The sequence below is a fragment of the Serratia sp. PL7 genome, from assembly GCF_945957435.1.
The window spans coordinates 156687-181109 of sequence record NZ_CAMFLB010000019.1 but is presented as its reverse complement, the minus strand read 5'-3'; the positions used below and the strand labels follow the sequence as shown (position 1 = coordinate 181109).

The following is a 24423-nucleotide window of genomic DNA, read 5'->3' as shown; positions in this document are numbered from 1 at the left end:
GGCTAGGGTGAGGGGCCATCACAGTGCTTATGTCTCCCTCCTATCTCAAGCTTATGCCACCTCGTTTTCCTGGTATCGCTGCCGGGCGTGGTCAAACCAACGGGCCGGGACGTTATGCGGTGGTAGCAGCAGCGCCTGCAAACCCTGTTCGATGATATGGCTAGCCTGCCGCCACAGCTGTGGATCGCCCTCGGTCAGCACTTCCAGCAGGCGCTGTTTCTCCACCAGATAGGTTTTGGCAAAGTGACTGTCGTATTGCAGCAGGGAACGGGTGTTGTCGATCAAATCGGCCAGCTTGATGGTTTTGGCCTGTGGGGAGGCACTGGCGCTGTGGCGTCGATCGCGGTTCTTGCGTTGATAGCGATTTTCCGTGCTGCCGACGCTGACGTTGGTCAGCATTGCGACCAGGCTGGCAACCTGCGGGCCAAAATGGCTTTCGATATCGGCCAGCGTAGAGGGGGTATCCTCCACGGTGTCATGCAACCAGGCCGCAGCCAGCATCTCTTCGCTGTGCGGCACGCTGCTGACAATCTCCATCACTGCCTGTGGATGCACAATATACGGGGCGTTAGTGTATTTACGGCGCTGATCGATCGCTCCATGCGCTTTGGTGGCATAGCGGCGGGCGCGTTCGGCCAATGTGTCAGTCATGCTTTTGATTTCCCTGCGGCATCCGATAGATAGAACTTAGCATACCGTGCTTAACGTCAGTTGTGCGAGCCTGGGCTCCGTGCAGAATGGTCTACACTGGATCGGGTCACCAACCCGAAAAGGAACGATCTATGTCTATTGAGAAAGTGGTTTATCGCGCCCATGCCAAGGCAACCGGTGGCCGAGACGGCCGTGCAACCTCATCCGACGGCGTGTTGGACGTGAAATTAGGCGTGCCGAAAGAAATGGGCGGGGCAGGCGGAGAGGTTACCAACCCTGAGCAACTGTTTGCCGCGGGCTATTCGGCCTGTTTCCTGGGGGCACTGAAGTTTGTTGCTTCAAAGGAAAAAGTGAAAATCCCTGCCGAAGCCTCCATCGAGGGCACCGTCGGTATCGGTGAGATCCCCAACGGTTTTGGCATTGAGGTTCAGCTGGATATCAGCCTGCCGGGCGTTGAGCGTAGCGTCGCGGAAGACTTGGTGAAGAAAGCCCATGTGGTCTGCCCCTACTCCAATGCCACGCGCGGCAATATCGATGTAACCCTTAATATTAAATAATGTTTCCTGCCAAAAACCGGTGAAAGAGGGGGGCAATGCTCCCCCATTCCCAGGCCTTGTCTCCCGCTATTCTCCCTACAAGAAGTGGCAAAAAATGCTCGTTTGATGAGATTTTTCTTGATTCTGTTCTGCAGAATAGTGCTTATTGCCCATCGGCTGAACCTGAGGGCATATCGACTGTCTGATGGTTTCAGAACTTGAAGCCCGGAGCCACTGCGTTACATGAACAAAGTTAAATCGCTATCACAGCAGAATTTATCGTTATTGTTAGCGATCTATATCGGCATCTTTTTAAACCTTTCCGTTTTCTATCGTCGTTTTGATTCTTTTGCGCACGGCATCCAGGGGATCAAGGTGGTTTCTGCGGTGACAGAAGTCATCGCCATTGTCCTGTTCACCTTCTTTATCATGCGGCTGGTATCCTTGGGGGGCCGGCTGTTTTACCGTATCGTCGCCTCTTTGCTGGTGCTGATCTCCGTTGCAGCCAGTTACTACATGACGTTCTTCAACGTGGTGATTGGCTATGGGATTATCGTTTCGGTGATGACGACCGATATCGATCTCTCTAAAGAGGTGATTGGGCTGAACTTTGTGCTGTGGATGATCGTGGTCAGCGCTTTGCCGTTGCTATGTATCTGGAGCAATAACCTGCGCTACACCCTCATTGAACAGATGAAAACCCCAGGACAGCGCCTTAAGCCACTGTTGATCATGTTGGCGGTGGTCGCACTGGTGTGGTTGCCGCTGCGTACTCTGGACAAAGAACAAAACGCCCAGGAAAAGATCACAAATATCGATCTGCCGAGCTACGGCGGGGTAGTTGCGCACTCTTATCTGCCTTCCAACTGGCTTTCGGCTCTGGGGCTGTTTGCCTACACCCGTTACGATGAAAGCTCGGACGCAGCCAACATGTTCGATCCCAGCAAGAACTTTACCTATGTTGCCCCTGAGGGCATCGATGATACCTATGTGGTGTTTATCATTGGTGAAACGACTCGCTGGGACCATATGGGTATTTTGAGCTATGAGCGTGATACCACGCCTAAGCTGTCGCAGGAGAAAAACCTGGTGGCGTTCCGGGGGGAGTCTTGCGATACCTCCACCAAGCTTTCGTTACGCTGCATGTTTGTGCGTGAGCATGGCACTTCGGATAACCCGCAGCGAACCCTGAAAGAGCAGAATATCTTTGCCGTACTGAAAGCGTTGGGCTTCAGTTCCGAGCTGTTCGCAATGCAGAGCGAGGTGTGGTTCTACAACAATACCGATGTGGATAATTACTCATTCCGTGAAATGATCGCCTCAGAGAAGCGTAACGACGGTAAATCGGTGGACGATATGCTGTTGGTGGATGAGATGAAAGAGTCGCTGGCTCGCCATCCCAATGGCAAGCATCTGGTGATCCTGCATACCAAAGGCTCGCATTACCTCTATTCACAGCGCTACCCGCGTAGCTTTGCTCGTTATCAGCCGGAATGTATGGGCGTAGATGAGTTCTGCTCCAAGGAGCGCTTGATTAACGCCTATGACAACTCGGTGCTGTACACCGATACCTTTATCGACAGCGTCATCGACCAGGTGCGCGATAAGAAGGCTATCGTGTTCTACGCGGCCGACCATGGCGAGTCCATTGGCGAAAACTCGCATCTGCATGGTACGCCGCGTGAAATGGCCCCACCTGAGCAGTTCCGTGTGCCGATGATCGTCTGGGCTTCCGATAAGTACCTCGAAGACCCGCAGCATAAGAGTGCGTTTGAGCAGTTGCAGGCTCAACAGCGGGTTGGTCAACCGCACCGCCACGTAGAGCTGTTTGACTCTATCCTCGGCTGCCTGGGTTACACCTCGCCAGACGGTGGTATTGTTGAGAGCAATAACTGGTGCCGCCTTCCGCAGAGCAAAGCGGACGCCAAAGCGCTGTAAACCGAGCCAGAAAGGCCGTATCCGCTCAGATACTGGCCTGTTTGGCGCTTTTAGCGCCACTTGGTATGAGGTGGTGAAAAAGAGATTGACGCGTATACGGCCCAGCAGTAAGATGCGCCCCGCATCGGCGAGTAGCGCAGCTTGGTAGCGCAACTGGTTTGGGACCAGTGGGTCGGAGGTTCGAATCCTCTCTCGCCGACCAATTTCAAAGAAACCTGCTTTTTTAAGCAGGTTTTTTTACGTCTGAAGTTTATGAGGATGAGAACCTCCGCGGAGGTCGACAAATCTGTCGGGAACAGATTTGCATATCGCGTCTGCGATACCCCTAAGGGGCGAGTATCATGGACGATACGAGTGAATCCTCTCTCGCCGACCACATTCAAGAAAGCCCGCTTTTTCAAGCGGGCTTTTTTACGTCTGGCGTTTATGAGGATGAGAGCGGGCGCAGCATGCAGCGCCCCTACATGGTGAGCCGGAGGAGATTTGTCAGTAGTTTTTTAGGCTGCCTTGCCAATGACAAAATCGAAATGGATTTGGTCGTAGGGGAATATCACCCCGGCTGTACCCTTATCAACGATGCCGCAAGCCAACAACGCCTGAAGATCCGTATGCACAGCTTTAACATCCCGCTCAACGCGACGAGCAACCTCTCTGATTGAGAGTTCCCCGGCCCCGGTCATGCAGTGCAAGATATGCATTTTTTTGGGCGAGAGTGTCTTCCATAACGAATCCCAATCCAGAAAAGTAATGTAACTCCCCTGGTACTGTTTATCGCCTTCCAAGGCGGCTTCCATAGAGCGTTGCGCTTCCTCAAGAGAAGCGACTCGGATGGTGACTGTATTCAACTTTAGTCTCCTCTTAGCTGTGCAACCTCATCGAAGAAACTGCGTATCAGCGCTTTTGGGCTGGTGAAATGGATGGGATGTTGTTTTTCATCCAGATGTTTATGATCGCCTTTGCCTGCCTCGTTGTCATAGCGTAAGCGGCAGATGCCGTCTTTCACATAGGCGAATCGGTACTTATAGTGATGAGCACTGGCTCTGACTGCGGGTTCGACAAACCAAATAACCATCTGCACAAACTCGGTTTCCGTCAGCGTGATCCTGTCCTGAAAGATGAGTTGAGAAGGCAATTTCATCTCCCTCCTGTTGTTCAAAATAACAACACTCTCAGGTGTTGTCAACGATAACAACACTTGGGCATATGACAAAGATGTTGTCCATATCTAGCTAGGTATCAATAGTGTTAGGGCCAGCAGAGCCTGGCAAGAGGGCTAGTTTGATGGTGCGAGTTCTCTCGCAAAGTCGGGGCTAGCAACGAGAAAATGTAGTGAATAGTTCCCCGCCACCTAGGGCTTTGGGGCGCGGCGGGGATAAACCAGTTATTGGGTGCAAAGAAACATTGGGAACCCACGTCCTCTGATTAGAAAAACATCGTCATCGAGCTTATGGAAAGTCATGTAATAGACAGAGGTTCTATTCCGAAGGTCACCCCATGAGTTATCCGGTGTGTTGTCATTAAATTTTTTTACTGTTTTATTATACTCGACCGTATAGGTTCCATTTTTGTCTGTTTCATTATAAATAAAAAAGTTATCATTATCGATGGTGTGTTTTTCCCCCTCTATCTCCATTTTTCCAAAAGCGCTTTGAAATCCTGAGTTATCATCATAAAAGAAAACATTAACTTGTTGAAATATACTTGTTTTTACTGATTTTAAATGCAACTGAATGCTGTAATCACACGAGAATAGTAACTCCCTATCCTTTGTTTTTTTCTCATGGATATAAATGAAAATCGCCAGGGTTAATATGATTATGGCTATTAATAGGATGTTTTTTTTCATGTTAGTCATACCTGATGCTGAAGCATTTTGTTTTTTTGTCATCCTGGGATTTAAGACATGCGCCAATAAAAACATAGTCATCTATTGATTTTAAATCGCTGTAATATATATTGTAGCCCTTGGTTTTACACTCCTCCTTAAAGTTTGCTCGCTCAAGCACATCATCCAGTATTTTATCTCTAATATGTAATAGTGGGTTATCCAATGAGTAAATATGGCATTTCTCAAAAACCTCCACTAAGGAAGGAGTGGACTTTTTCATTTTTATCTCCTTCGACTCCATAATTGAATAATAAAGAATTACAAGCACTGTTATGCAGAATGCAAAAAACAAACTAATTGATTGATTATATTTTACTGGTTTTAAGTTTTTTTCCTCGCTTTCTTTTTGTGATGCATTTGTTTCTGTGGGTAAAAAATCAATACTGCAATTAAATTTGAATCCTACTTTGGGGATGGTAATGATAAATTTCTCCGTGATGCCAAGGCTTGCTATAGCTCTCCTTAACTCACTCACCGCGCTATAAAGGTTGTTGTTTGATGGTGTGAGCCCAAAATCCTCCCAAGTATGTTTCAGCAAGTAATCGCGGCTTAAGTCATTACCTGCGTTTTTTATCAACTCCATTAATAGGCGTGAGGCCTGATTAGACAAAACCAATGAGTTTTGCTCCTCTTGAACCAGTGATAGCTCTTTTAATTTTGGTGAATATTGAATCACCCCATTGATGATGTAAAGCATAAAAAATACCCGTTAAGTATGCGAGAAAGGTTTTTTATAGGTAATTCATACGCCAGTCAAACTATTAAGAATACTCCGTATTTATAGATGGAATACTTAAATCTAGTAATGTTTGTTAACCCTTGGTTTTTTGATAATTAAGTGTGAATAACTCTTACTGTTGGAAATAAAAATCTAAATAATTGCAAATTTTTAATACAAATATCTAATTTTTGTTTTGATGATAGATTTATCCACATCGGCAGGCTTGAGGCTGCTTGTGTTTTACTGGCCTTGCCAAAGACACGAAGAAAGCTGTTTTAGGGGGCTGGCGATAAAACACATGGATCTCGCATCCATTGAAAACTGAAATTTATGGAATTTTCATTTTAAGGATTTTTTGCATGAAACTGAACAAGATCATGATGGTAGCAGTAGTGGCTTTGGGTATGTCTTCTGTGGCACACGCCGCAGTGAAAGACCAGGGGCACGGTAAAATCACCTTTAACGGTTCAATTATTGATGCTCCATGCTCCATCACCCAAAAGTCTGCCGAACAGACGATTGAACTGGGTCAGATTTCTAAAGTTGCCCTGAAGGACGGTGGCAAATCAAGTTCGCATGATTTCACCATTGATCTGGAGAATTGCGAAATCGGTACCGGGCCTGATGCCAAGAACAAAGTGAGCGTGTCCTTCAATGGTAACGTCGGCTCGGTCAAAAACCGTCTGGGTACTGGGCGTGGTGCCAGCATCGTTATTGAAGATGTTAACGGCCCGATTGAGCTGACTAAGGCAACAGCTCTCCAGGAACTGCAAAATGGCGATAATACCCTGAACTTCAGTGCTTACCTGCAGGGTGATGGGGCTTCTGCCGCGGTTACCGAAGGCAAATTCGAGACGGTTGCCAACTTCACTTTAGCCTACCAGTAATCGGCTACGTCATTATAGGCATAATCTGTTTGGGCATGTGGAGGGATCCGCATGCCTTTTTGGAGGACGATAGCGTCAAGGATAGTTTGCCATGTGGAATGTAACTCCTATTATCGCCGTGTTTTCTTACCTATTTATTACGGTACCTTTCTCTTCTTTGGCCGCACATGCTGCCTTGGGATGGGGACGTGTAAATATGCAAGGATCCATTATTGATACTGCCTGTGCTATTGCCGTAGAGAGCCAAGACCAAACCGTTGAGATTGATGCGATCTCTGTAGAGGATATTGTTCGTGATGGTCAGGGACGGGGTAAAAATTTTTTCATTAAATTGAGTGATTGTGAGTTGGAGCGCTTTGGCCGTCAATTACCTGACTGGAAGAATTTTCAGGTGACCTTTGATGGAGATAGCGAAGGGGGGCTATTTACCGTGCAAGGCACGGCATCCGGTGTGGCGCTGAAAATTAGTGACCTTGGTGGCAATATTGCCCGGCCGGGCAAACCCTTGCCATTGGAAACGATTAATCCTCAGAACATGGTGTTGAGTTATGCCGTAAATCTGGTAGCCAATAACCATGTTTTAAAGTCCGGTGAATACGTCTCTTCCATTCGTTTTAAATTGGATTATTTCTAAACGCTATTAAGACATTGCCACAGGAATAAGGCATTAATAAAAAGGTTAGGGATATGGGATTGTCACCTGTAGAGAAGCTGACACGTCTTCAGGCACTCAGCGTCTGTATTTCTTTGGCGTTGAGCACGGCGTCGACCGTGGTGTACGCCGCCGAGGAAATTCAGTTCAATACGGATGTACTGGATGTGCATGACCGCAAAAATATCGATCTGAGCCACTTCTCCCGCGGCGGTTACATCATGCCGGGTACCTACGGCATGTCCGTACATATCAATAAAAACGATCTGCCGGAACAAGCGATATCGTTTTACCCACCGGAAGGGGATCCGAATGACAGCCGGGCCTGTGTCGGTAAAGCTTTGGTGGCGCAGTTAGGGTTGAAAGAGGGCGCGGCCAAGGATTTGCGCTGGTGGCATCAGGGGGAGTGTCTGGATGAATCCAGTCTGAAAGGTATGGAAGTGCGTGGCGATTTATCCACCTCAACCCTGTATCTGAATATCCCTCAGGCCTATCTGGAGTATACCGCCGATAACTGGGATCCGCCGTCACGCTGGGAAGAGGGGCTACCAGGTCTCTTGCTGGATTATAACCTCAATACGCAGACGCAAAGGCAGCTTAAGCAAGGGACGAGCAGCTACAGCCTGAGCGGTAATGGTATTGCCGGGGCCAACCTGGGGTCCTGGCGTTTACGGGCAGACTGGCAGACTAACCTTACTCATCAGGCGGGGTCTGGCCGCCCTACGAACAGGCAGTTCGACTGGAGCCGTTATTACGCCTACCGCGCCATTTCGGCATTGCGCTCGAAGTTGACGATGGGGGAGAACTACCTGGATTCAGGCCTGTTCGACAGCTTTCGTTTTAGCGGCGTAAGCCTGGTGTCGGATGACAACATGCTGCCGCCAAACCTGCGGGGTTACGCGCCAGAAGTGGTTGGGGTCGCCAGAACCAATGCCAAGGTCACTATCCGTCAGCAGGAGCGAGTCCTGTACGAAACCCAGGTGGCTGCGGGGCCATTCCGTATCCAGGATGTCAACGATGCGGTAACCGGAGAGCTGAACGTGCGGGTGGAAGAGCAGGACGGCAGCGTGCAGGAGTTTGTTCTGAACACCGCCAGTATCCCATATCTGACGCGCCCGGGGGCAATACGGTTCAAATTGGCGGCCGGCAAACCGTCGGGCTGGCAACACCGTTTGCGTGGTCCTCTGTTTGGTACCGGGGAGTTTTCCTGGGGGGTGAGTAATGGTTGGTCGCTGTATGGCGGAGCACTGGCTGGCGGGGATTATAACGCACTGTCGGTAGGCATCGGTCGTGACTTAATGGCATTCGGGGCATTGTCGTTTGATGCAACCCAATCAAGGGCGCGTCTGCCTCAACAAGGCGGTACGTTCAGTGGTGGATCTTACCGCCTGAGCTATTCGAAGAGCTTTGACGAGTACGACAGCCAGATTGCCTTTGCCGGCTACCGCTTCTCTGAGCAGGACTTTATGAGCATGAGCGAGTACCTGGACGCGCGTGACTATGGCCAACGTACCCGCAACGGCAAGGAGATGTACACCATCACCTTCAACAAGCAGTTCCGTGAATGGGGGCTGAGCAGCTATCTCAACTACAACCACGAAACCTATTGGGATCGGCCTGCTAACGATAGGTACAGCCTGTCGCTATCGCGTTATTTCGATATTGGCAAGCTGCGTAATGTCAGCCTGTCACTCACGGCGTATCGCAATCAATACAATGGTTCCAATGATGATGGCGCCTATTTATCGCTGTCACTGCCGTGGGGCAACGGCTCGACGTTGAGTTACAACACGACGGTGAGCCGCGATGAGTCCACGCATCGGGTGGGATATTACGAGCGGCTGGATGAACACAATAACTACCAATTGAATATGGGTGCTTCGCGCAGTGGGGCCTCCCTTAGCGGCTACTACAACCGTGAGGGGGATATTGCCCGCATGAGTGCCAATGCCAGTTATCAGCAGGATAACTTCAGCGCTTTCGGCATGACGATGCAGGGCGGGATGACAATGACGGCCGAGGGCGGTGCGCTACACCGCGCCGGGAGGCAGGGAGGGACACGGATGCTGATTGACACCAACGGCGTGGCGGGTGTGCCGGTGCGCGGCTATGGCAGCACCAGCCGGACCAACCTCTGGGGTAAGGCGGTGATAGGCGATGTGAATAGTTACTACCGCAACAAGGCCAGCATCGACCTGAACCAACTGGGTGATAACGCGGAAGCGACGACGTCGGTGGTACAGGCAACGCTGACCGAAGGGGCGATTGGCTATCGTCGGTTTGATGTGATTGCTGGCGAAAAAGCGATGGCGATACTCAAACTGGCTGATGGGAGCGAACCGCCGTTTGGGGCCACGGTGATGAACGCACGGCGGCAAGAAACCGGGATAGTCAACGATGGCGGCAGCGTCTACCTGAGTGGAATCAACGCCGGGGAAAGCATGACGGTGCACTGGGGCGGGGAGCTACAGTGCGAGGTGCAGATGCCTGCCCTGCTGCCTGCCGATATGTTGATGAACACCTTACTACTGCCTTGCCGCCCGGTCAGTTCGTCAGCAGATTAAGGGGCGTTCCCCTTGTAACCTTTTAACAAGGCCGCTAAGGCTGGGAAACAGATAATGCAAAGTAAGCAAACGATGAAACGGTCTCTTGGCCTTACGCTCAAGAGTGCTGTCCTGTTGGGGGCGCTGGTCACACAGCAGGCCCAGGCGGCTATCGCGCTTGATCGCACGCGGGTGATTTTTGACGGCGGCCAGAAGTCGGTGAGCCTGAATGTCAGTAACCAGAACAAGCAGTTGCCGTATCTGGCGCAGGGCTGGATTGAGGATGAGCAGGGCAACAAAATCCAGAGCCCACTCACGGTGCTGCCTCCGGTACAACGCATCGAGCCAGGCAAGCCGAGCCAGGTAAAAATCCAGGCGCTGCCAGCGGCCAAGTTGCTGGCACAGGACAAGGAAACCCTTTACTACTTCAACCTGCGTGAAATCCCGCCGAGGAGCAGCAAAGCGAACACGTTGCAGATTGCGCTGCAGACGCGCATCAAGCTGTTCTACCGCCCGGCGGGAATTACGATGGACACAAACGCCGCACCGCCGCAGGAGCAGATGACGCTGAGCAAACAGGGTGACAAGTATATGGTCAACAACCCGACGCCGTATTACGTCACGATCGTGGATGCCAACAGCAAAAAAGCCGGGGCCGGGGTAAAAGGCTTCGAGCCGATGATGGTGCCGCCAAAGAGCAACCTGCCGTTGACGGTGAGTGCGGCGGCGGTGGGCAACAGCCCGGTATTGACCTACGTCAACGACTACGGTGGCCGGCCGCAGCTGAGTTTTAGCTGTAACGGCAGCAGTTGCACCGTGGTACCGGAGAAGAAAGGCGGTTGAGTTGCGCTCTTACCACCATGATGGGCAGGAGGAGAGACGGGAGGGGACATGAATGGAAAGGGCAAGAACAACGAGTGCCAACGCCGTCACCTCTGAACGTACGCCAGCCGCTTTGGTAACGGGCAGTAACTTGGCAGTGGTGGATTTTCATCTGAGTGATGACTGATGGAGCGAGTCATGGATAACAGGAGCTTTGTGCGTTGGAAGAGGCTCGTTGGTCTTAGTGGTTTGCTGATGGCTATGCCGTTGATGCTCTGCGCGACGACCAGTACGGTGACGATTAAGGTGACGGTGTTGGCACCTCCCTCCTGCACCATTAACGATAACCGACCCATTGAGGTGGAATTCGGTGACGTGATGACGACCAGGGTGGACGGCGATCACTACCGTATGCCGGTGAATTATACGCTGGGCTGTAAGGATGCTACTTCCAATGCGATGAAACTGCAGTTACAGGGAAGTGGGGCCAGCTTTGACGGCACGGTGCTGAAAACCACCAAGACGGGGCTGGGGATCAAGCTGCAACGGGGTAGCAATAAACTGGCAATCAACAGCTGGCTGAACTTCACCTACCCTAACCAACCGGAACTATGGGCCATTCCGGTCAAGCAGAGTGGGGCTACCTTGACGGGTGGCGAATTCACGGCGGGTGCGACGATGAAAGTGGATTACCAGTAACGGGAGCAGAGTATGAGCATAACGATAAGAGCCCTGTTACTGACCTGCGGCCTGATGGGCGTTGTCGTTACGGCACAGGCGAAGGATAACGGGGCAGACATGACGTTCCACGGCACGCTGATAACACCGCCGCCGTGCACCATCAACGACGACAATCGGATAGAGGTAAACTTCGGCGAACGGGTGGGTATCAGCAAGGTGGATGGAGTGAACTACCGCCAGATGATGAACTACCAGATAACCTGCCTGGAGGCTGCCATTGGTAACGGGGCGCTGACGCTGAGTCTGAGCGGCAGTGTGGCGGGGTTCGATAGTGAGGCGCTGCTGACGGACAAGGCGAACCTGGGCATCCGGGTCTACCAGAATGACCAGCCGTTTACGCCAAACAGCACGCTGAAGATAGATTTGGCTAACCCGCCGCGTCTGGAGGCGGTGCCGGTGAAGAATGCGAGGGCCACCTTGACGGAAGGAGCATTTGAGTCCTGGGCAACGCTACGAGCCGACTACCAATAAGGAGCCCGAAATGGAACGCAAGACAGGCCGTTATTTTGACCGTGCCGTAGTGGGGATGGGGTTAGTTCTCTTGCTTGCCGCGCTGACGGCCAACCCGACGTTGGCGGCCGGGGAAAAAAACGTACGTCTGTACGGTGCCTTGGTGACGGAGCCGTGCGTGATACTGCCGGGTGACGAAGATATCCAGCTGGATTTTGGTACGGTTATCGACAAGTATCTGTACCTGAACACGCGTACGCTGGGGCAGCCGTTCGAGATACACCTGGTGGAATGTGACCTGACGCTGGGCAAGACGGTAACGGTCAGGTTCGTGAGTACGGAAGAAAGCCTGCTGCTCCCCGGCTTACTGGCGCCGGACAGCGGTAGCCAGGCGAAAGGGATCGCGATTGGGCTGGAAACTCTGGATGCTACACCCCTGCCGATTAATAAGGCCCGTGGGAAGTACACGTTGCAGGCCGGCAGCAATATCATTGCTCTGAAGGCCTATGTACAAGGGGAACCCAAAGCGATCGCGAATAAAACCATTGAGCGCGGCCTCTTCAGCGCCTCTGCTACCTTTAGACTCGATTATGAATAACGTGGTGTCAGAGCCACCAATAGAGAATAGTTGGGGCTGCTATTCCTCTAATACGCTGTCAGGGGCGGCATGTGGCTAAAAAACGATGGCGCGGACTTCTCTACGTGCGGTACTAAAACAGGTTGAATTATGAATATTTCAGTGACCCGGTTTTTTATGTTTTTTATACTTTCTTTTATCTTACCTTACCCAGTGAGTTCTTATAGTTCTGCTATGATACACGGAGGGAAAATAACATGGAAAGACGTGAATGGATATGTGTTTGTCATAACCAATACGATCAATGTTATAAACGTGGAGCCCGGATTGCCTTGCGCAGGAGGAGGATGTCAAATAAGGCTCTATTCCATTAAGGACGACCTAATCCTTGCCAAACTTCCTGCTAGTGCTACCTTGGATGAAGTGCGAAATGCGCTCAGAGTGCAGGGCCAAACCATGCTTGAGACTGGCCCTAGTCTTTGCCTAACCATCATTACTCAGAAATACCTGCAAGACTACCCCAGAGGCTGCAACCAAAACCCTGATGCTGGTTTACCGCCAGAGGAGCCAGATCCGCCGGTTACACCACCATTAACCTGCTATATCGGTAGCGGTACCATAAATCATCTAGTGGCCAGTACTAAGGTCAACCTAGATAGAGCCGAGACAGAGGTCTCTGTTAACTGTACCGGATCTACCAACGTGCGGGTACAAGCTTTAAATTACTACCCCAATAATGGTGGTGTGACACTTAAAGGCCCTGACACGCTTAAGTCGCTTATTTCTATTGACGGAATATCTGCTGAACAGGGGGTCTTGAAGCGTGTGGACACCTACAGAATATTTACCGTTCGCTCTGAATTACGGAGCGCAGCTAAGGAAATTGTTGGGGGGGAATATAGTGGCTCGCTGATTATTGCTGTAACTACGGAATGATGGTGTGTTTATTGATTTATGTTATTAACAATGGTCATGAAAAGTCAGGGCATTATTTAACAGAGTGTTGAGGCAGCTTCATAAATTGTATAAATGTTACCAGGGTAAACACCGCAGATATTAGTGAGATATAGGGGCGTGCAAGCAGAATAATTCCGACAGGGAGCCATACCCCTGATCTGGGTAGATGCTAATTTTCAGCAAAACACCATGCCGAAATACCCAATATTATGTCTCAAATTATAAGGAAATAAAATGAAGCCACGTATTGTTATCGCTATTCAGGATAGCAACCGTTATTTTGCACAGGGTATCCAGCATATTTTGCAGGACTATTTTCTGGCGAAAGGCTATACGTGGCGTTTTGTACCGGTGACGCCAGGGATAGCGATCGACCTGATGGTCTGTGCCAAACCCTTTGGCGGGGCGGCGAGGCTCAATGCTTGCAGGGAAAACCCGGGGGAGCGGCTAATCGGGACGATTTTTATCCTGGATACGGCGGCTGAGAATGTAAGAAACCAGCCTCAAGACGCGGTATTAAGCCGCCAGGCAAGGCCTGATGCCGTGCTGCGCTTGGTCGAGGAAATGTTTGAACAGGCAAGTCAGTCGTCTTTGATCGCCAATTCGAAAAGAGCATGTCGCAGTTTGCACCTGACCCCACGCGAGCGTGAGGTTCTGCAAGGGATCTCATGGGAATTAACCCCTGAGAAGATCGCCAACAAACTCTCACTTAGCGTCAAAACCGTCAGCACCCATAAACTCACGGCGATGCGCAAGCTGGGTTTCAGGCGCAACAGTGAATTGTATGACTGGCTACGCAATGGCGGCCTGGAATTTAACCCGCGGACTCTCTTTTGACGATAACTCAAACCGGCAACAGTGGCGTCTGGAGGGGGAAAACCTGGTGGCAAACCCCCTACGCACCGCCCCCTCAACCCAGCTCCCCCTTTCGGTGAGTGCTCCAGCATTTCCTCCTGTCTTTTACCGGGATCACAAAGATAACCGCTCAGATATTCATCATTCAGCAATAATCTTTTTTGGTTTTTTATTGGAGGTTAATGCTGGATTGGTCATGAACATTGGTTCATGACGCCAAGATTTAACCCGTAGCACAAGTTTTAATGCTGTAAATGTTGCTGAAAGGTTTTTTTTATGTTTGCTTGCTGTTTCTCACAGTCTAGGTAAATCCCTACTGGTTATATTGACGGCACCCCAAACAGTTGGCAATTTGGTACCCTCAGGGATAAGAGTGAGAGGTGTATGAGTGAAATTCACTCGCTCAAACGCCCTGCCGTGATGCGTTCCATCCGGCATTCTCGCGCTTTTTATTCCTCCTGCCTTCGGGCACTGACCGCACAGGCCGCGTAACAAAAAATATTAGGCTCTGGCGGTAATACACACACCACATCACATACGGAGCACTAGCGATGACAAGTTCCTTGGGTAAATCAGGGATTCTGAAATTCGGTATCGGCCTGATTGCGCTGACCGTTGCGGCCAGCGTGCAGGCAAAGACGCTGGTTTACTGTTCTGAGGGTTCTCCTGAAGGGTTCAACCCGCAGTTGTTCACCTCCGGCACCACCTATGATGCCAGCTCAGTGCCAATCTATAACCGTCTGGTTGAGTTCAAACTGGGCACCACCGAACTGGAACCCGGCCTGGCAGAGAAGTGGGACGTCAGCGAAGACGGTAAAACCTATACCTTCCACCTGCGCAAAGGCGTGAAGTGGCAGGACAGCAAAGATTTCAAACCTACCCGTGAACTGAATGCCGACGACGTGGTGTTCTCCTTCATGCGTCAGCTTGATCCAAACCACCCTTACCACAAGGTTTCTGGCGGCAGTTATGAATACTTCCAGGGTATGGGCATGCAGGATCTGATCAGCAAAGTCGAGAAAGTAGACGACAACACCGTTCGCTTTACGCTGACCCGTCCAGAAGCGCCATTCCTGGCTGACCTGGGCATGGACTTCGCTTCCATCCTGTCTGCTGAATATGCCGACAAGATGATGAAAGCCGGTACGCCAGAGAAAGTGGACCTGAACCCAGTGGGTACCGGGCCGTTCCAACTGCTGCAGTACCAGAAAGACTCCAAAATCCTCTACAAGGCCTTTGACGGTTTCTGGGGCACCAAGCCGAAGATCGATCGCCTGGTGTTCTCCATCACGCCAGATGCCTCTGTGCGTTACGCCAAGCTGCAGAAAAACGAGTGCCAGGTCATGCCGTACCCGAACCCGGCAGACATCGCTCGCATGAAGCAGGACAAAACCATCAACCTGATGGAACAGCCTGGCCTGAACGTCGGCTACCTGTCGTTCAACACCGAGAAGAAGCCGCTGGATAACGTGAAGGTGCGTCAGGCACTGACCATGGCGGTGAACAAGCAGGCCATCGTGGATGCGGTGTATCAGGGGGCGGGTCAACCTGCCAAGAACCTGATCCCACCAACCATGTGGGGCTATAACGACGAGGTCAAAGACTACGCTTACGATCCGGTCAAGGCCAAAGAGCTGCTGAAAGAAGCAGGCATGCCAGATGGCTTCTCCATCGATCTGTGGGCGATGCCGGTACAACGTCCGTATAACCCGAACGCACGTCGTATGGCTGAGATGATCCAGTCCGACTGGGCGAAGATTGGCGTCAATGCCAAGATCGTCACCTACGAGTGGGGCGAATACCTCAAGCGTGCCAAAGACGGTGAGCATCAGACCGTGATGATGGGCTGGACCGGTGACAATGGGGATCCAGACAACTTCTTCGCCACGCTGTTCAGCTGTGCGGCCGCCAAAGATGGTTCCAACTATTCCCGTTGGTGCTACAAGCCGTTTGAGGATCTGATCCAACCGGCCCGTGCCGAAGCGGACCACGACAAACGCGTCGCACTCTACAAGCAGGCTCAGGTAGTCATGCACGATCAGGCTCCGGCGCTGATTGTTGCCCACTCCACCGTTTACGAGCCAGTGCGTAAAGAAGTGAAGGGCTATGTGGTCGACCCGCTTGGTAAACATCACTTTGAGAACGTTTCTCTGGACTAAGCCTACCAAGGCGGGTTGAAGGACTGGGATACTTAATCTGCAGGGGCGCAATACGTTGCGCCCCTGCATTCCCGTCCCCAGAAGAATGTCGTGAAGCGTGTGAGTTTTAATAAGCCTGGCGGACGATGAGCTGCCGGGCACTTTATACAGAGAGTTCGGGATATGTTGCAGTTCATACTCCGACGTTTGGGGTTAGTTATCCCAACGTTTATCGGCATAACGTTGCTGACTTTTGCATTCGTCCATATGATCCCCGGCGATCCGGTGACCATTATGGCCGGGGAACGCGGGATCTCCGCAGAGCGCCATGCACAACTCATGGCAGAGATGGGGCTGGATAAACCGCTCTATCAACAATACTTCCATTACGTCACCAACGTGCTGCATGGCGATTTGGGGACGTCCCTCAAAAGCCGCATCTCCGTGTGGGAAGAGTTTGTGCCGCGCTTTAAGGCCACCCTGGAACTGGGCCTGTGCGCGATGCTCTTCGCGGTGATTGTCGGTATCCCGGTGGGGGTGCTGGCGGCCGTCAGGCGAGGTTCGGTGTTTGATCATACCGCCGTGGGTATCTCCCTGACCGGTTATTCAATGCCGATCTTCTGGTGGGGCATGATGCTGATCATGCTGGTTTCGGTACAGCTCAACCTCACGCCCGTATCGGGGCGAATAAGCGATACGGTCTTCCTCGATGACAGCCTGCCGCTAACCGGCTTTATGCTGATCGACACCCTCATCTGGGGTGAGCCGGGTGATTTCATCGACGCCGTGATGCATATGATCCTGCCCGCCATCGTATTGGGCACCATCCCGCTGGCGGTTATCGTGCGTATGACCCGCTCCTCCATGCTGGAAGTGCTGGGTGAAGATTATATCCGTACCGCGCGCGCCAAGGGTGTGAGCCGTATGCGGGTGATCGTGGTGCATGCGTTGCGTAACGCCTTGCTGCCGGTGGTGACGGTGATCGGCCTACAGGTCGGTACTCTGCTGGCCGGGGCGATCCTGACCGAAACCATCTTCTCCTGGCCGGGGCTTGGCCGCTGGCTGATGGATGCGTTGCAACGCCGTGATTACCCGGTTGTTCAGGGCGGCGTATTGCTGGTCGCCTGTATGATTATTCTGGTTAACCTGCTGGTAGACGTGCTCTACGGCGTGGTCAACCCGCGTATTCGCCACAAGAAATAAGGGGCGCTCTGATGTCTCAAATTACCGAGTCTGTAGTGAAAGGTGCGCCGAAGCCAATGACCCCGTTCCAGGAGTTTTGGCACTATTTCAAGCGCAACAAAGGGGCCGTGGTTGGCCTGGCTTATATCGTTATCATGCTGGTGGTTGCCGTGGGGGCCGGGTTCCTGGCTCCACATGCGCCTGCCGAACAGTTCCGTGATGCCCTGCTTAGGCCCCCGGTCTGGGAGACAGGCGGAAGCTGGAAGTTTATTCTGGGTACCGACGATGTCGGCCGTGATGTGTTGTCGCGCCTGATGTACGGTGCCAGGCTCTCGCTGTTGGTAGGCTGCCTGGTGGTGGTGCTTTCGCTGGTGATGGGCGTGGTATTCGGCCTGTTGGCCGGTTATTTCGGCGGCGTAGTCGATGCCATCATCATGCGCGTGGTCGATATCATGCTGGCACTGCCAAGCCTGCTGTTGGCGTTGGTGCTGGTGGCGGTGTTTGGGCCCTCGATCGTTAACGCCTCGCTGGCGCTGACCTTTGTTGCTTTGCCGCACTATGTTCGCTTGACTCGTGCTGCGGTGCTGGTGGAAGTGAACCGCGATTACGTGACGGCTTCCCGCGTGGCGGGGGCTGGGGCGGCGCGTCAGATGTTCGTCAATATCCTGCCAAACTGCCTGGCACCGCTGATCGTGCAGGCTTCTCTCGGTTTCTCGAACGCCATTCTGGATATGGCCGCTCTCGGCTTCCTGGGTATGGGTGCGCAACCGCCAACGCCGGAGTGGGGCACCATGCTCTCTGACGTACTGCAGTTCGCGCAAAGTGCCTGGTGGGTTGTGACCTTCCCAGGGGTGGCAATTCTGCTGACGGTTTTGGCCTTTAACCTGATGGGGGACGGCTTGCGTGATGCTCTCGACCCCAAACTCAAGCAGTAACAGAGGAAGAGAGAATGGCGTTATTAAATGTAGACAAGCTTTCGGTACACTTCGGTGACGAAGGTGCGCCGTTCCGCGCGGTAGACCGAATCAGCTACAGCGTAGAACAGGGGCAGGTGGTTGGCATCGTCGGCGAATCCGGCTCCGGTAAATCCGTCAGTTCGCTGGCGATCATGGGGTTGATCGATTTCCCTGGCAAGGTGATGGCTGACAAGCTGGAGTTCAACGGCCAGGACCTGCGGAAAATCTCGGAGAAAGAGCGCCGCCAGCTGGTGGGCTCCGAAGTAGCGATGATCTTCCAGGATCCGATGACCAGCCTGAACCCGTGCTATACCGTCGGTTTCCAGATTATGGAAGCGCTGAAGGTGCATCAGGGCGGTAACCGCCGCACCCGTCGCCAACGCGCTATCGATCTGCTCAATCAGGTAGGCATTCCCGATCCGGCCTCGCGGCTGGACGTTTACCCTCATCAGCTTTCCGGCGGGATGAGCCAGCGTGTGATGATCGCCATGGCGATCGCCTGCCGGCCCAAGCTGCTGATTGCGGATGAACCGACGACCGCGCTCGACGTGACCATCCAGGCCCAGATCATTGAGCTGCTGCTCGAGCTGCAACAGCGCGAAAATATGGCGCTGCTGCTGATCACCCACGATCTGGCGCTGGTGGCGGAAGCGGCACACCACATCATCGTGATGTATGCCGGGCAGGTAGTGGAATCCGGCAAGGCGGTAGAAATTTTCCGTTCGCCGCGCCACCCGTACACCCAGGCGCTGCTGCGCGCATTGCCAGAGTTTGCTACCGACAAGGCGCGTTTAGCTTCGTTGCCTGGCGTGGTGCCGGGCAAGTACGATCGGCCACAAGGCTGCTTGCTGAACCCGCGTTGCCCGTATGCAACCCAACACTGTCGCGAAGAAGAGCCGGAACTGCGCAGCATTCCCGGCCGTCAGGTTAAATGTCACACACCGCTGGATGATGCGGGGAGGCCGACCGTATGAGCCAGAACCACCCTTTATTGCAGGCCATTGACCTGAAAAAACACTACCCGGTCAAGAAGGGGCTGTTTGCCCCGGAACGGCTGGTAAAAGCGCTGGACGGGGTTTCCTTTACCCTTGAACGCGGTAAAACCCTGGCGGTGGTTGGGGAGTCTGGCTGTGGCAAGTCCACGCTGGGCCGCCTGCTCACCATGATCGAAATCCCTACCGGTGGTGAGCTGTACTATCAGGGGCAAGATCTGCTTAAGCCGGATGTGACGGCAGAGAAGCTGCGTCGCCAGAAGATCCAGATCGTGTTCCAGAATCCTTATGGATCGCTCAATCCCCGTAAGAAGGTGGGGCAGATCCTTGAGGAGCCGCTGTTGATCAACACCTCGTTAAGCAGCGCAGAACGGCGTGAAAAAGCGCTGGAGATGATGGCGAAAGTCGGCCTGAAAACCGAACATTATGACCGTTACCCGCATATGTTTTCCGGTGGCCAGCGGCAGCGTATCGCCATTGCGCGTGGGCTGATGCTCAACCCGGACGTGGTGATTGCCGATGAGCCTGTCTCTGCGCTGGACGTGTCCGTGCGTGCGCAGGTGCTGAACCTGATGATGGACCTGCAACAGGATCTGGGGCTGTCTTACGTGTTCATCTCCCACGATCTGTCGGTGGTGGAGCACATCGCTGATGAAGTGATGGTGATGTACCTCGGCCGCTGCGTGGAGAAGGGCAGTAAAGACGCCATCTTCAATAACCCGCGCCATCCGTACACTCAGGCACTGCTTTCTGCTACGCCGCGCCTGAACCCGGATATGCGCCGGGAGCGCATCAAGTTGACCGGTGAACTGCCAAGCCCAATGAACCCACCACCGGGCTGTGCATTCAACGCCCGTTGCCGCCGTGCCTTTGGCACCTGCACCCAGCTGCAACCGCAGCTCAAGCAGTATGGCGATCAGATGGTGGCCTGCTTTGCCGTTGACCAGGATGAAGCCGCAGGGTCTTGATATTTCCTCACCGGGCTCGCAACGTAGACACTCTGCATGCTGCGCCCGGTTACCTCTGCGACATTGCCACTCTATCTTCAATCAGACGCCGGTAGCGATACCGGCGTTTTTTATGAGTGCGGTGCAGAAACTTACTAGCCGCCAAACGCCCCTCACCGCTTACTGGGGATAAGGCACCCAATCCCCGCCATTAAGGCGAATATACGCCTTGCCCTGATACTGCATCACGATGGCATTGTCATTCTCAGAGATCACCGCCGTTTGCGGCAGGTTCTGCGTCAGTACTTGCCAGTCGACGCTTGGCGCAGTAAACACCTTGCCGTCCACCAACCGCGAGACCAACTCGGACAGCGCCAGATAGCTGCTCGGCGTTTTAATCTCCACCGGGTTGCCCTGATGCGGGGCCTGCATACCAACCAGTTTGATACCAACCGGCGTATGGGTAATGTTCAGGCTTGGGATATCACGCAGGCCGGACATCTGCATTTTGTCGCCCGTCAGCGCTGCACCGTGCTCCGGCACGATCACCACCATCACCTTGCGCCCGGATTTCTGTAGCTCATCAAGGAAAGTGTTCAACTGATCGAAGAGTTGCTGCGCTCGGGGCTGGTAATCGGCGGTCTGTTTACCCCCAATAAAGCGGTTACCATCATGCAATGGGATCAGGTTGAAGAAGGTGGCGGTGCGAGCATCGCCCCCCTTTTTCTGCTGATCGAGCCAGCGGTTGAGCAGTTGCAGATCGTTATAGATCGGTTCGCCGTCGAACGACGCCAACTCATTGCCGATCCCGGCTTGTGACATCAGCGGAGCCTGCATATCACCTTGCTCACGCAATTCTTTCAGGAAGTTACCGAACACGCCGGAGTGATCCAGCATCAGCTGTTGTTTAAAGCCCAGCTTGGCCAGGTTATCAAACAGGTAGCACTGCTGATTGGCGGGCTGATACAAATCGTGATGCGAAGGCTGGCCGCAGCTGGCGCGTAACAGGCGGATAGCGGCTGGGCCGCTGTACGCGGTGGCCGAGTTGAAGTTGGTGAACATAATATCCATCTTGGCCCACAGCGGGTGGTTGCGCAGATTGACGGCGTCCAGATCGGCCCAGGCCAGCGAACAGATGTTGATAATCAGCACGTCAAACGGCTGGGCATCGGCAGGCAAGGCGGCCGGGAAGGTGGTCGCTCGGGCTTTTTCCTGCTGGTAGAACTGCTCCAGGTAGGCCGTAAGGTTGGCATCGGTCGGTGGGCCGTTGGCCGCAGGCAGATTGCCACCTGGCGCCGTCGCCGTGGCCGGTGTCGACGGGGTATTCGTCACCGTTGCGGTGTTGGTGGCAGGCAGCAAGGACACCGCCGGACCTGCAATATTGACCACGTTCAACCATACCAATGCCGCCACGGTAAACACCGTGATGCGTATCCATTGGGCCAGGAACAGGTAGGCAATCAGCAGTACGAAGGCGGCGCCAATCATCTGCCAGTTGATAAAGCGGTTGGCCAGCTCCAGCAGGTAATCCACGCTGAAACCGGTGAGCTGCGAGCCTTGGCTAAGGATGCTGTTAATCCCCGGCAGCCAGGTGTCGTGGTAGAACAAACCGATACCGATAGGAATGGCGATCAGGTGACGCCAGCGGTGCAAACGTGGCGACGGGATCGGCATCAGTAAAAAGGCCATAAACACCAGGTTGGGCAGCGCATGGAAGTTCAGATAACCGAACCACAACAGGCCGAACTTGGCCAGGAAATAGAAGTTCCAGCCGCCAAGGCCGCGCCAGTATCGCCATAAGGTATTGTCAGGTTGCGTTATTTTATCGTCACTCATGGTTATTTTTTACGCTTGATTTGAGAGGTGGAACCTGTGCGCACCCATAGCCCTGCCGACTTTAAATAGCGCGGTGATAACAACAAATTCTGCCAAGATTGGTGCCAGTTGGGGAAACGGCGATGCAGCAGGTATCCCATAGGGATAAACACTATTGCGCACAGGATCACCAGTTGCACGATATCGTCAAGTGCGTTCATGGCTGTTCCTCCTGCCCGAGGCTCATCAGGGTGAAGGGAATGGGTTCCCGGCGTTCGGTCTGGTGTTCCGTTTCTACGGCGCGGGTTGTTGTGGCAGCGGCCGATTGCAGCTTGCTGGCGGGGAGCGAAAACTCGATATGCTGCCGCAACAGCCTGATTTTATCGGTAATATCCACATCCAGATGCCACACTACCCGATTACTGAACGCCTCACTCACTGGCAGGCGGAAGACGAATTTCAGTGCGGTATCCAGATCGTTAATCCGGCAGGTGGAAAGGAACAGGAACAGCCGATTCTGCGCCACGGTCATGATGTCGCCAAAACGCCGCAAATGGCACAGCGTCATCGACTGGCGAGCGCTCAACCCCGGTGCTGGGCGTAGGGCGACCATCACCCCTTTTCCATCTTCCGGCAACAGGGTATTTTCCATCAGTGATGTCACCGCCCGGTTGAATTCTTCTAGCGGCAGGTAGCCTTTCAGTTTCATTGGGCGCAGCCCGGCGAGCAGCTTGTCAATATCCGCCGGAATATGGCGCGACAGGCGTTGCCCCTGAATACCTTCCAACATGGTCAAAAAACTGGAAAGCGGTGCCACGTGGGGCACGATCAGATTGGCACCGCAGGCCAGCAGCAGGCGTTCGTCGCTGTAGCGCAGGCTGGCGCTCATCTCGCGCACGACAATCTTCAGCCCGTCGCCCCTGCTGCGGCGCAGGCTATGGATCTGATGGGCCAACTCGTCAATTTCGTCACTTTGATACAGGGCGAAGATCAGCGTGGCGGCGATGGTCAACATGCCACGCTGCATCAACTTGGTATTGCTCTCAAACAGTTGCCAACTGGCCGATAGCGGCGGGGCGCCCTCGAGAATGCGTTGTTCCGCCAGGCACAGACTCTCGTCATTGCGTTCCGGGGTAGGAGAGGGCTGGTTGCTGTCGTCCGCGCCTTCCCAGCCTTCCGGGCCTTCGGTCAGAGTGAACAGTTGGTTGGCATTGATGCCGTTTGCCGTGCTCCACCAGTGCACCAGATACTGGGCACTGCCTTGCAGCCCCTGCAGGCTGGCCAGGCCGTTGAGAATGCGGTGTTCGGCGGCTAGCTGGCCTTTGAGTTTACTCACGCCGCTACCGTGGCTGAGTATCACCAGTGTGCACTGCTGCTGGTGTAACCATTGGCCGAGTTGAGCGGCCCATTTGCGCAATTCATCGTTGGTAAAGGTTTGCCACAGGCTGGCGTGGGCCAACAGGATCAGTAAGCGGTTGCTGGGTTTTAGCTCACGCATCAGATCGTCGGCCAAATGCAACAGCGCCGCTTTTTTTTCTGGCAGGCTATATAAAGGGAGTTTTTTTATCGCAGAGGAAAGAGGCGTTGCCAATAAGGTGTCCGCCTGATTGCCGCTACAAATCAGTGCCAACGGGCTATTTTCTTCCTGGGCGGCGATGATCTGCCGGCAAAACAGGTTGGCATCGCTCTGGCGATCGATATTCACCCAGTAAAAGCCTGGGGATTGCATAGCCGACAATTCTTGCCAAATCCGTCGGATACCTAATGAAAAAGAGTGCGCCATAGATTTATTCTACTTTCGTTGAAAGTGGCGTAGACCAAACCCGAGCTGGTCACATTAAAAGCGTAATGTCTGAGTTAGCATAGCAAATCTAGCCATAATAGGGATATTATCCGTTAAGATTCATCTTATTGGCCCAATTTTTTCCGAACGTTGCTATAGTCATTTAACATTAGCCTATTTTATGAGGCGGCAAGATGAATAATGATGCGTTAAGAAGGCTTCGGGAGAAAGCACCAGTAGAACTTCAGGACGATTTGCAGGCCTTGAGCCGTGCCTTTTCGTTGCCCAAGTTAAACTACATCGATATTTCACGCCAGGAACGGCTAGCACAAATGATGGTCCGCTGGCCGCTGCTGGCGGAGCTGGCCAACAAGACGGGGAGTGCTTGATCC

The 24423-nt window shown here is 53.1% G+C and carries 25 protein-coding genes and 1 tRNA gene; 18 read left to right on the top strand and 8 right to left on the bottom strand.

Annotated features, from left to right (window positions below):
- Positions 1 to 51: 51 nt before the first annotated feature.
- Positions 52 to 651, bottom strand: coding sequence for an HD domain-containing protein (locus N6G83_RS41085; protein ID WP_211135691.1), 600 nt, complete (start codon positions 649 to 651; stop codon positions 52 to 54).
- A gap of 131 nt (positions 652 to 782) precedes the next feature.
- Here N6G83_RS41085 and N6G83_RS41080 point away from each other — a divergent pair, with 131 nt between their 5' ends.
- From N6G83_RS41080 to N6G83_RS41070, 3 genes are all read left to right on the top strand, one after another.
- Positions 783 to 1208, top strand: a complete 426-nt coding sequence (locus N6G83_RS41080) for an organic hydroperoxide resistance protein (protein ID WP_024486966.1) — start codon at positions 783 to 785, stop codon at positions 1206 to 1208.
- 222 nt (positions 1209 to 1430) lie between these two features.
- On the top strand, positions 1431 to 3125 hold the full coding sequence (gene eptB, locus N6G83_RS41075; protein ID WP_260524153.1) for a kdo(2)-lipid A phosphoethanolamine 7''-transferase: 1695 nt from the start codon (positions 1431 to 1433) through the stop codon (positions 3123 to 3125).
- A 125-nt stretch (positions 3126 to 3250) separates the two neighbouring features.
- Positions 3251 to 3327, top strand: a tRNA-Pro gene (locus tag N6G83_RS41070).
- A 295-nt stretch (positions 3328 to 3622) separates the two neighbouring features.
- Here the strand turns inward: N6G83_RS41070 and N6G83_RS41065 are convergent.
- The 4 genes from N6G83_RS41065 to N6G83_RS41050 form a co-directional block, all read right to left on the bottom strand.
- Positions 3623 to 3970: a glycosyl transferase family 1 gene (locus N6G83_RS41065; protein WP_024484222.1), complete on the bottom strand. Its 348-nt coding sequence runs from the start codon at positions 3968 to 3970 to the stop codon at positions 3623 to 3625.
- A gap of 2 nt (positions 3971 to 3972) precedes the next feature.
- The gene (locus tag N6G83_RS41060; protein ID WP_248006630.1) at positions 3973 to 4263 is read right to left on the bottom strand and encodes a DUF6516 family protein; all 291 of its coding nucleotides are present in this window, start codon (positions 4261 to 4263) and stop codon (positions 3973 to 3975) included.
- Positions 4264 to 4506: 243 nt separating this feature from the next.
- A complete protein-coding gene (locus N6G83_RS41055) occupies positions 4507 to 4971 on the bottom strand; it encodes a hypothetical protein (protein ID WP_211135689.1) in 465 nt (154 codons plus the stop codon).
- A gap of 1 nt (position 4972) precedes the next feature.
- On the bottom strand, positions 4973 to 5710 hold the full coding sequence (locus N6G83_RS41050; protein ID WP_024527773.1) for a transcriptional regulator: 738 nt from the start codon (positions 5708 to 5710) through the stop codon (positions 4973 to 4975).
- Between the two features lie 383 nt (positions 5711 to 6093).
- On the opposite strand from N6G83_RS41050, the gene N6G83_RS41045 reads away from it, so the two are divergent.
- From N6G83_RS41045 to dppF, 14 genes are all read left to right on the top strand, one after another.
- Complete coding sequence (locus N6G83_RS41045; RefSeq protein ID WP_024527774.1) at positions 6094 to 6621, top strand: fimbrial protein; 528 nt, start codon at positions 6094 to 6096, stop codon at positions 6619 to 6621.
- 91 nt (positions 6622 to 6712) lie between these two features.
- Positions 6713 to 7255, top strand: a complete 543-nt coding sequence (locus N6G83_RS41040; RefSeq protein ID WP_248006629.1) for a fimbrial protein — start codon at positions 6713 to 6715, stop codon at positions 7253 to 7255.
- A 53-nt stretch (positions 7256 to 7308) separates the two neighbouring features.
- Positions 7309 to 9837, top strand: a complete 2529-nt coding sequence (locus N6G83_RS41035) for an outer membrane usher protein (RefSeq protein WP_211135688.1) — start codon at positions 7309 to 7311, stop codon at positions 9835 to 9837.
- 54 nt (positions 9838 to 9891) lie between these two features.
- Complete coding sequence (locus N6G83_RS41030) at positions 9892 to 10659, top strand: fimbria/pilus periplasmic chaperone (RefSeq protein ID WP_248006628.1); 768 nt, start codon at positions 9892 to 9894, stop codon at positions 10657 to 10659.
- Positions 10660 to 10836: 177 nt separating this feature from the next.
- Positions 10837 to 11337 (top strand): fimbrial protein, encoded by a 501-nt coding sequence (locus N6G83_RS41025; protein ID WP_024527778.1) that lies wholly within the window; start codon positions 10837 to 10839, stop codon positions 11335 to 11337.
- A 12-nt stretch (positions 11338 to 11349) separates the two neighbouring features.
- Positions 11350 to 11850 (top strand): fimbrial protein, encoded by a 501-nt coding sequence (locus N6G83_RS41020; protein ID WP_211135687.1) that lies wholly within the window; start codon positions 11350 to 11352, stop codon positions 11848 to 11850.
- Between the two features lie 10 nt (positions 11851 to 11860).
- Positions 11861 to 12427: a fimbrial protein gene (locus N6G83_RS41015; protein ID WP_375163281.1), complete on the top strand. Its 567-nt coding sequence runs from the start codon at positions 11861 to 11863 to the stop codon at positions 12425 to 12427.
- Between the two features lie 129 nt (positions 12428 to 12556).
- Positions 12557 to 13342, top strand: a complete 786-nt coding sequence (locus N6G83_RS41010; RefSeq protein ID WP_161712596.1) for a hypothetical protein — start codon at positions 12557 to 12559, stop codon at positions 13340 to 13342.
- Between the two features lie 255 nt (positions 13343 to 13597).
- Entirely contained in the window at positions 13598 to 14200 is a 603-nt protein-coding gene (locus N6G83_RS41005; RefSeq protein WP_260524152.1) for a response regulator transcription factor, read from the top strand.
- 569 nt (positions 14201 to 14769) lie between these two features.
- The gene (gene dppA / locus N6G83_RS41000; RefSeq protein WP_024527785.1) at positions 14770 to 16377 is read left to right on the top strand and encodes a dipeptide ABC transporter periplasmic-binding protein DppA; all 1608 of its coding nucleotides are present in this window, start codon (positions 14770 to 14772) and stop codon (positions 16375 to 16377) included.
- A gap of 162 nt (positions 16378 to 16539) precedes the next feature.
- The gene (gene dppB / locus N6G83_RS40995; RefSeq protein WP_024527786.1) at positions 16540 to 17559 is read left to right on the top strand and encodes a dipeptide ABC transporter permease DppB; all 1020 of its coding nucleotides are present in this window, start codon (positions 16540 to 16542) and stop codon (positions 17557 to 17559) included.
- Between the two features lie 11 nt (positions 17560 to 17570).
- A complete protein-coding gene (gene dppC, locus N6G83_RS40990) occupies positions 17571 to 18473 on the top strand; it encodes a dipeptide ABC transporter permease DppC (RefSeq protein ID WP_074030054.1) in 903 nt (300 codons plus the stop codon).
- Between the two features lie 14 nt (positions 18474 to 18487).
- On the top strand, positions 18488 to 19468 hold the full coding sequence (dppD, locus tag N6G83_RS40985; RefSeq protein ID WP_021181581.1) for a dipeptide ABC transporter ATP-binding protein: 981 nt from the start codon (positions 18488 to 18490) through the stop codon (positions 19466 to 19468).
- Complete coding sequence (gene dppF / locus N6G83_RS40980; protein WP_021181580.1) at positions 19465 to 20454, top strand: dipeptide ABC transporter ATP-binding subunit DppF; 990 nt, start codon at positions 19465 to 19467, stop codon at positions 20452 to 20454. The genes dppD and dppF overlap by 4 nt, the downstream gene beginning before the upstream one ends.
- Before the next feature lie 159 nt (positions 20455 to 20613).
- Here the strand turns inward: dppF and bcsG are convergent, their stop codons facing one another.
- Genes bcsG through bcsE form a run of 3 tightly spaced genes read right to left on the bottom strand, consistent with a single transcriptional unit; the run spans position 20614 to position 24031 of the window.
- Entirely contained in the window at positions 20614 to 22269 is a 1656-nt protein-coding gene (bcsG, locus tag N6G83_RS40975) for a cellulose biosynthesis protein BcsG (protein WP_024527788.1), read from the bottom strand.
- Between the two features lie 2 nt (positions 22270 to 22271).
- A complete protein-coding gene (gene bcsF / locus N6G83_RS40970; RefSeq protein ID WP_211135534.1) occupies positions 22272 to 22469 on the bottom strand; it encodes a cellulose biosynthesis protein BcsF in 198 nt (65 codons plus the stop codon).
- Positions 22466 to 24031, bottom strand: coding sequence for a cellulose biosynthesis protein BcsE (gene bcsE, locus N6G83_RS40965; protein ID WP_024527789.1), 1566 nt, complete (start codon positions 24029 to 24031; stop codon positions 22466 to 22468). The genes bcsF and bcsE overlap by 4 nt, the downstream gene beginning before the upstream one ends.
- A gap of 194 nt (positions 24032 to 24225) precedes the next feature.
- Between bcsE and bcsR the strand changes: the two genes are divergently transcribed.
- Positions 24226 to 24420 carry a cellulose biosynthesis protein BcsR gene (gene bcsR / locus N6G83_RS40960; RefSeq protein ID WP_024527790.1) on the top strand — a complete coding sequence of 65 codons (195 nt, stop codon included), beginning with the start codon at positions 24226 to 24228 and terminating at the stop codon, positions 24418 to 24420.
- The last annotated feature ends 3 nt before the right edge of the window (positions 24421 to 24423 follow it).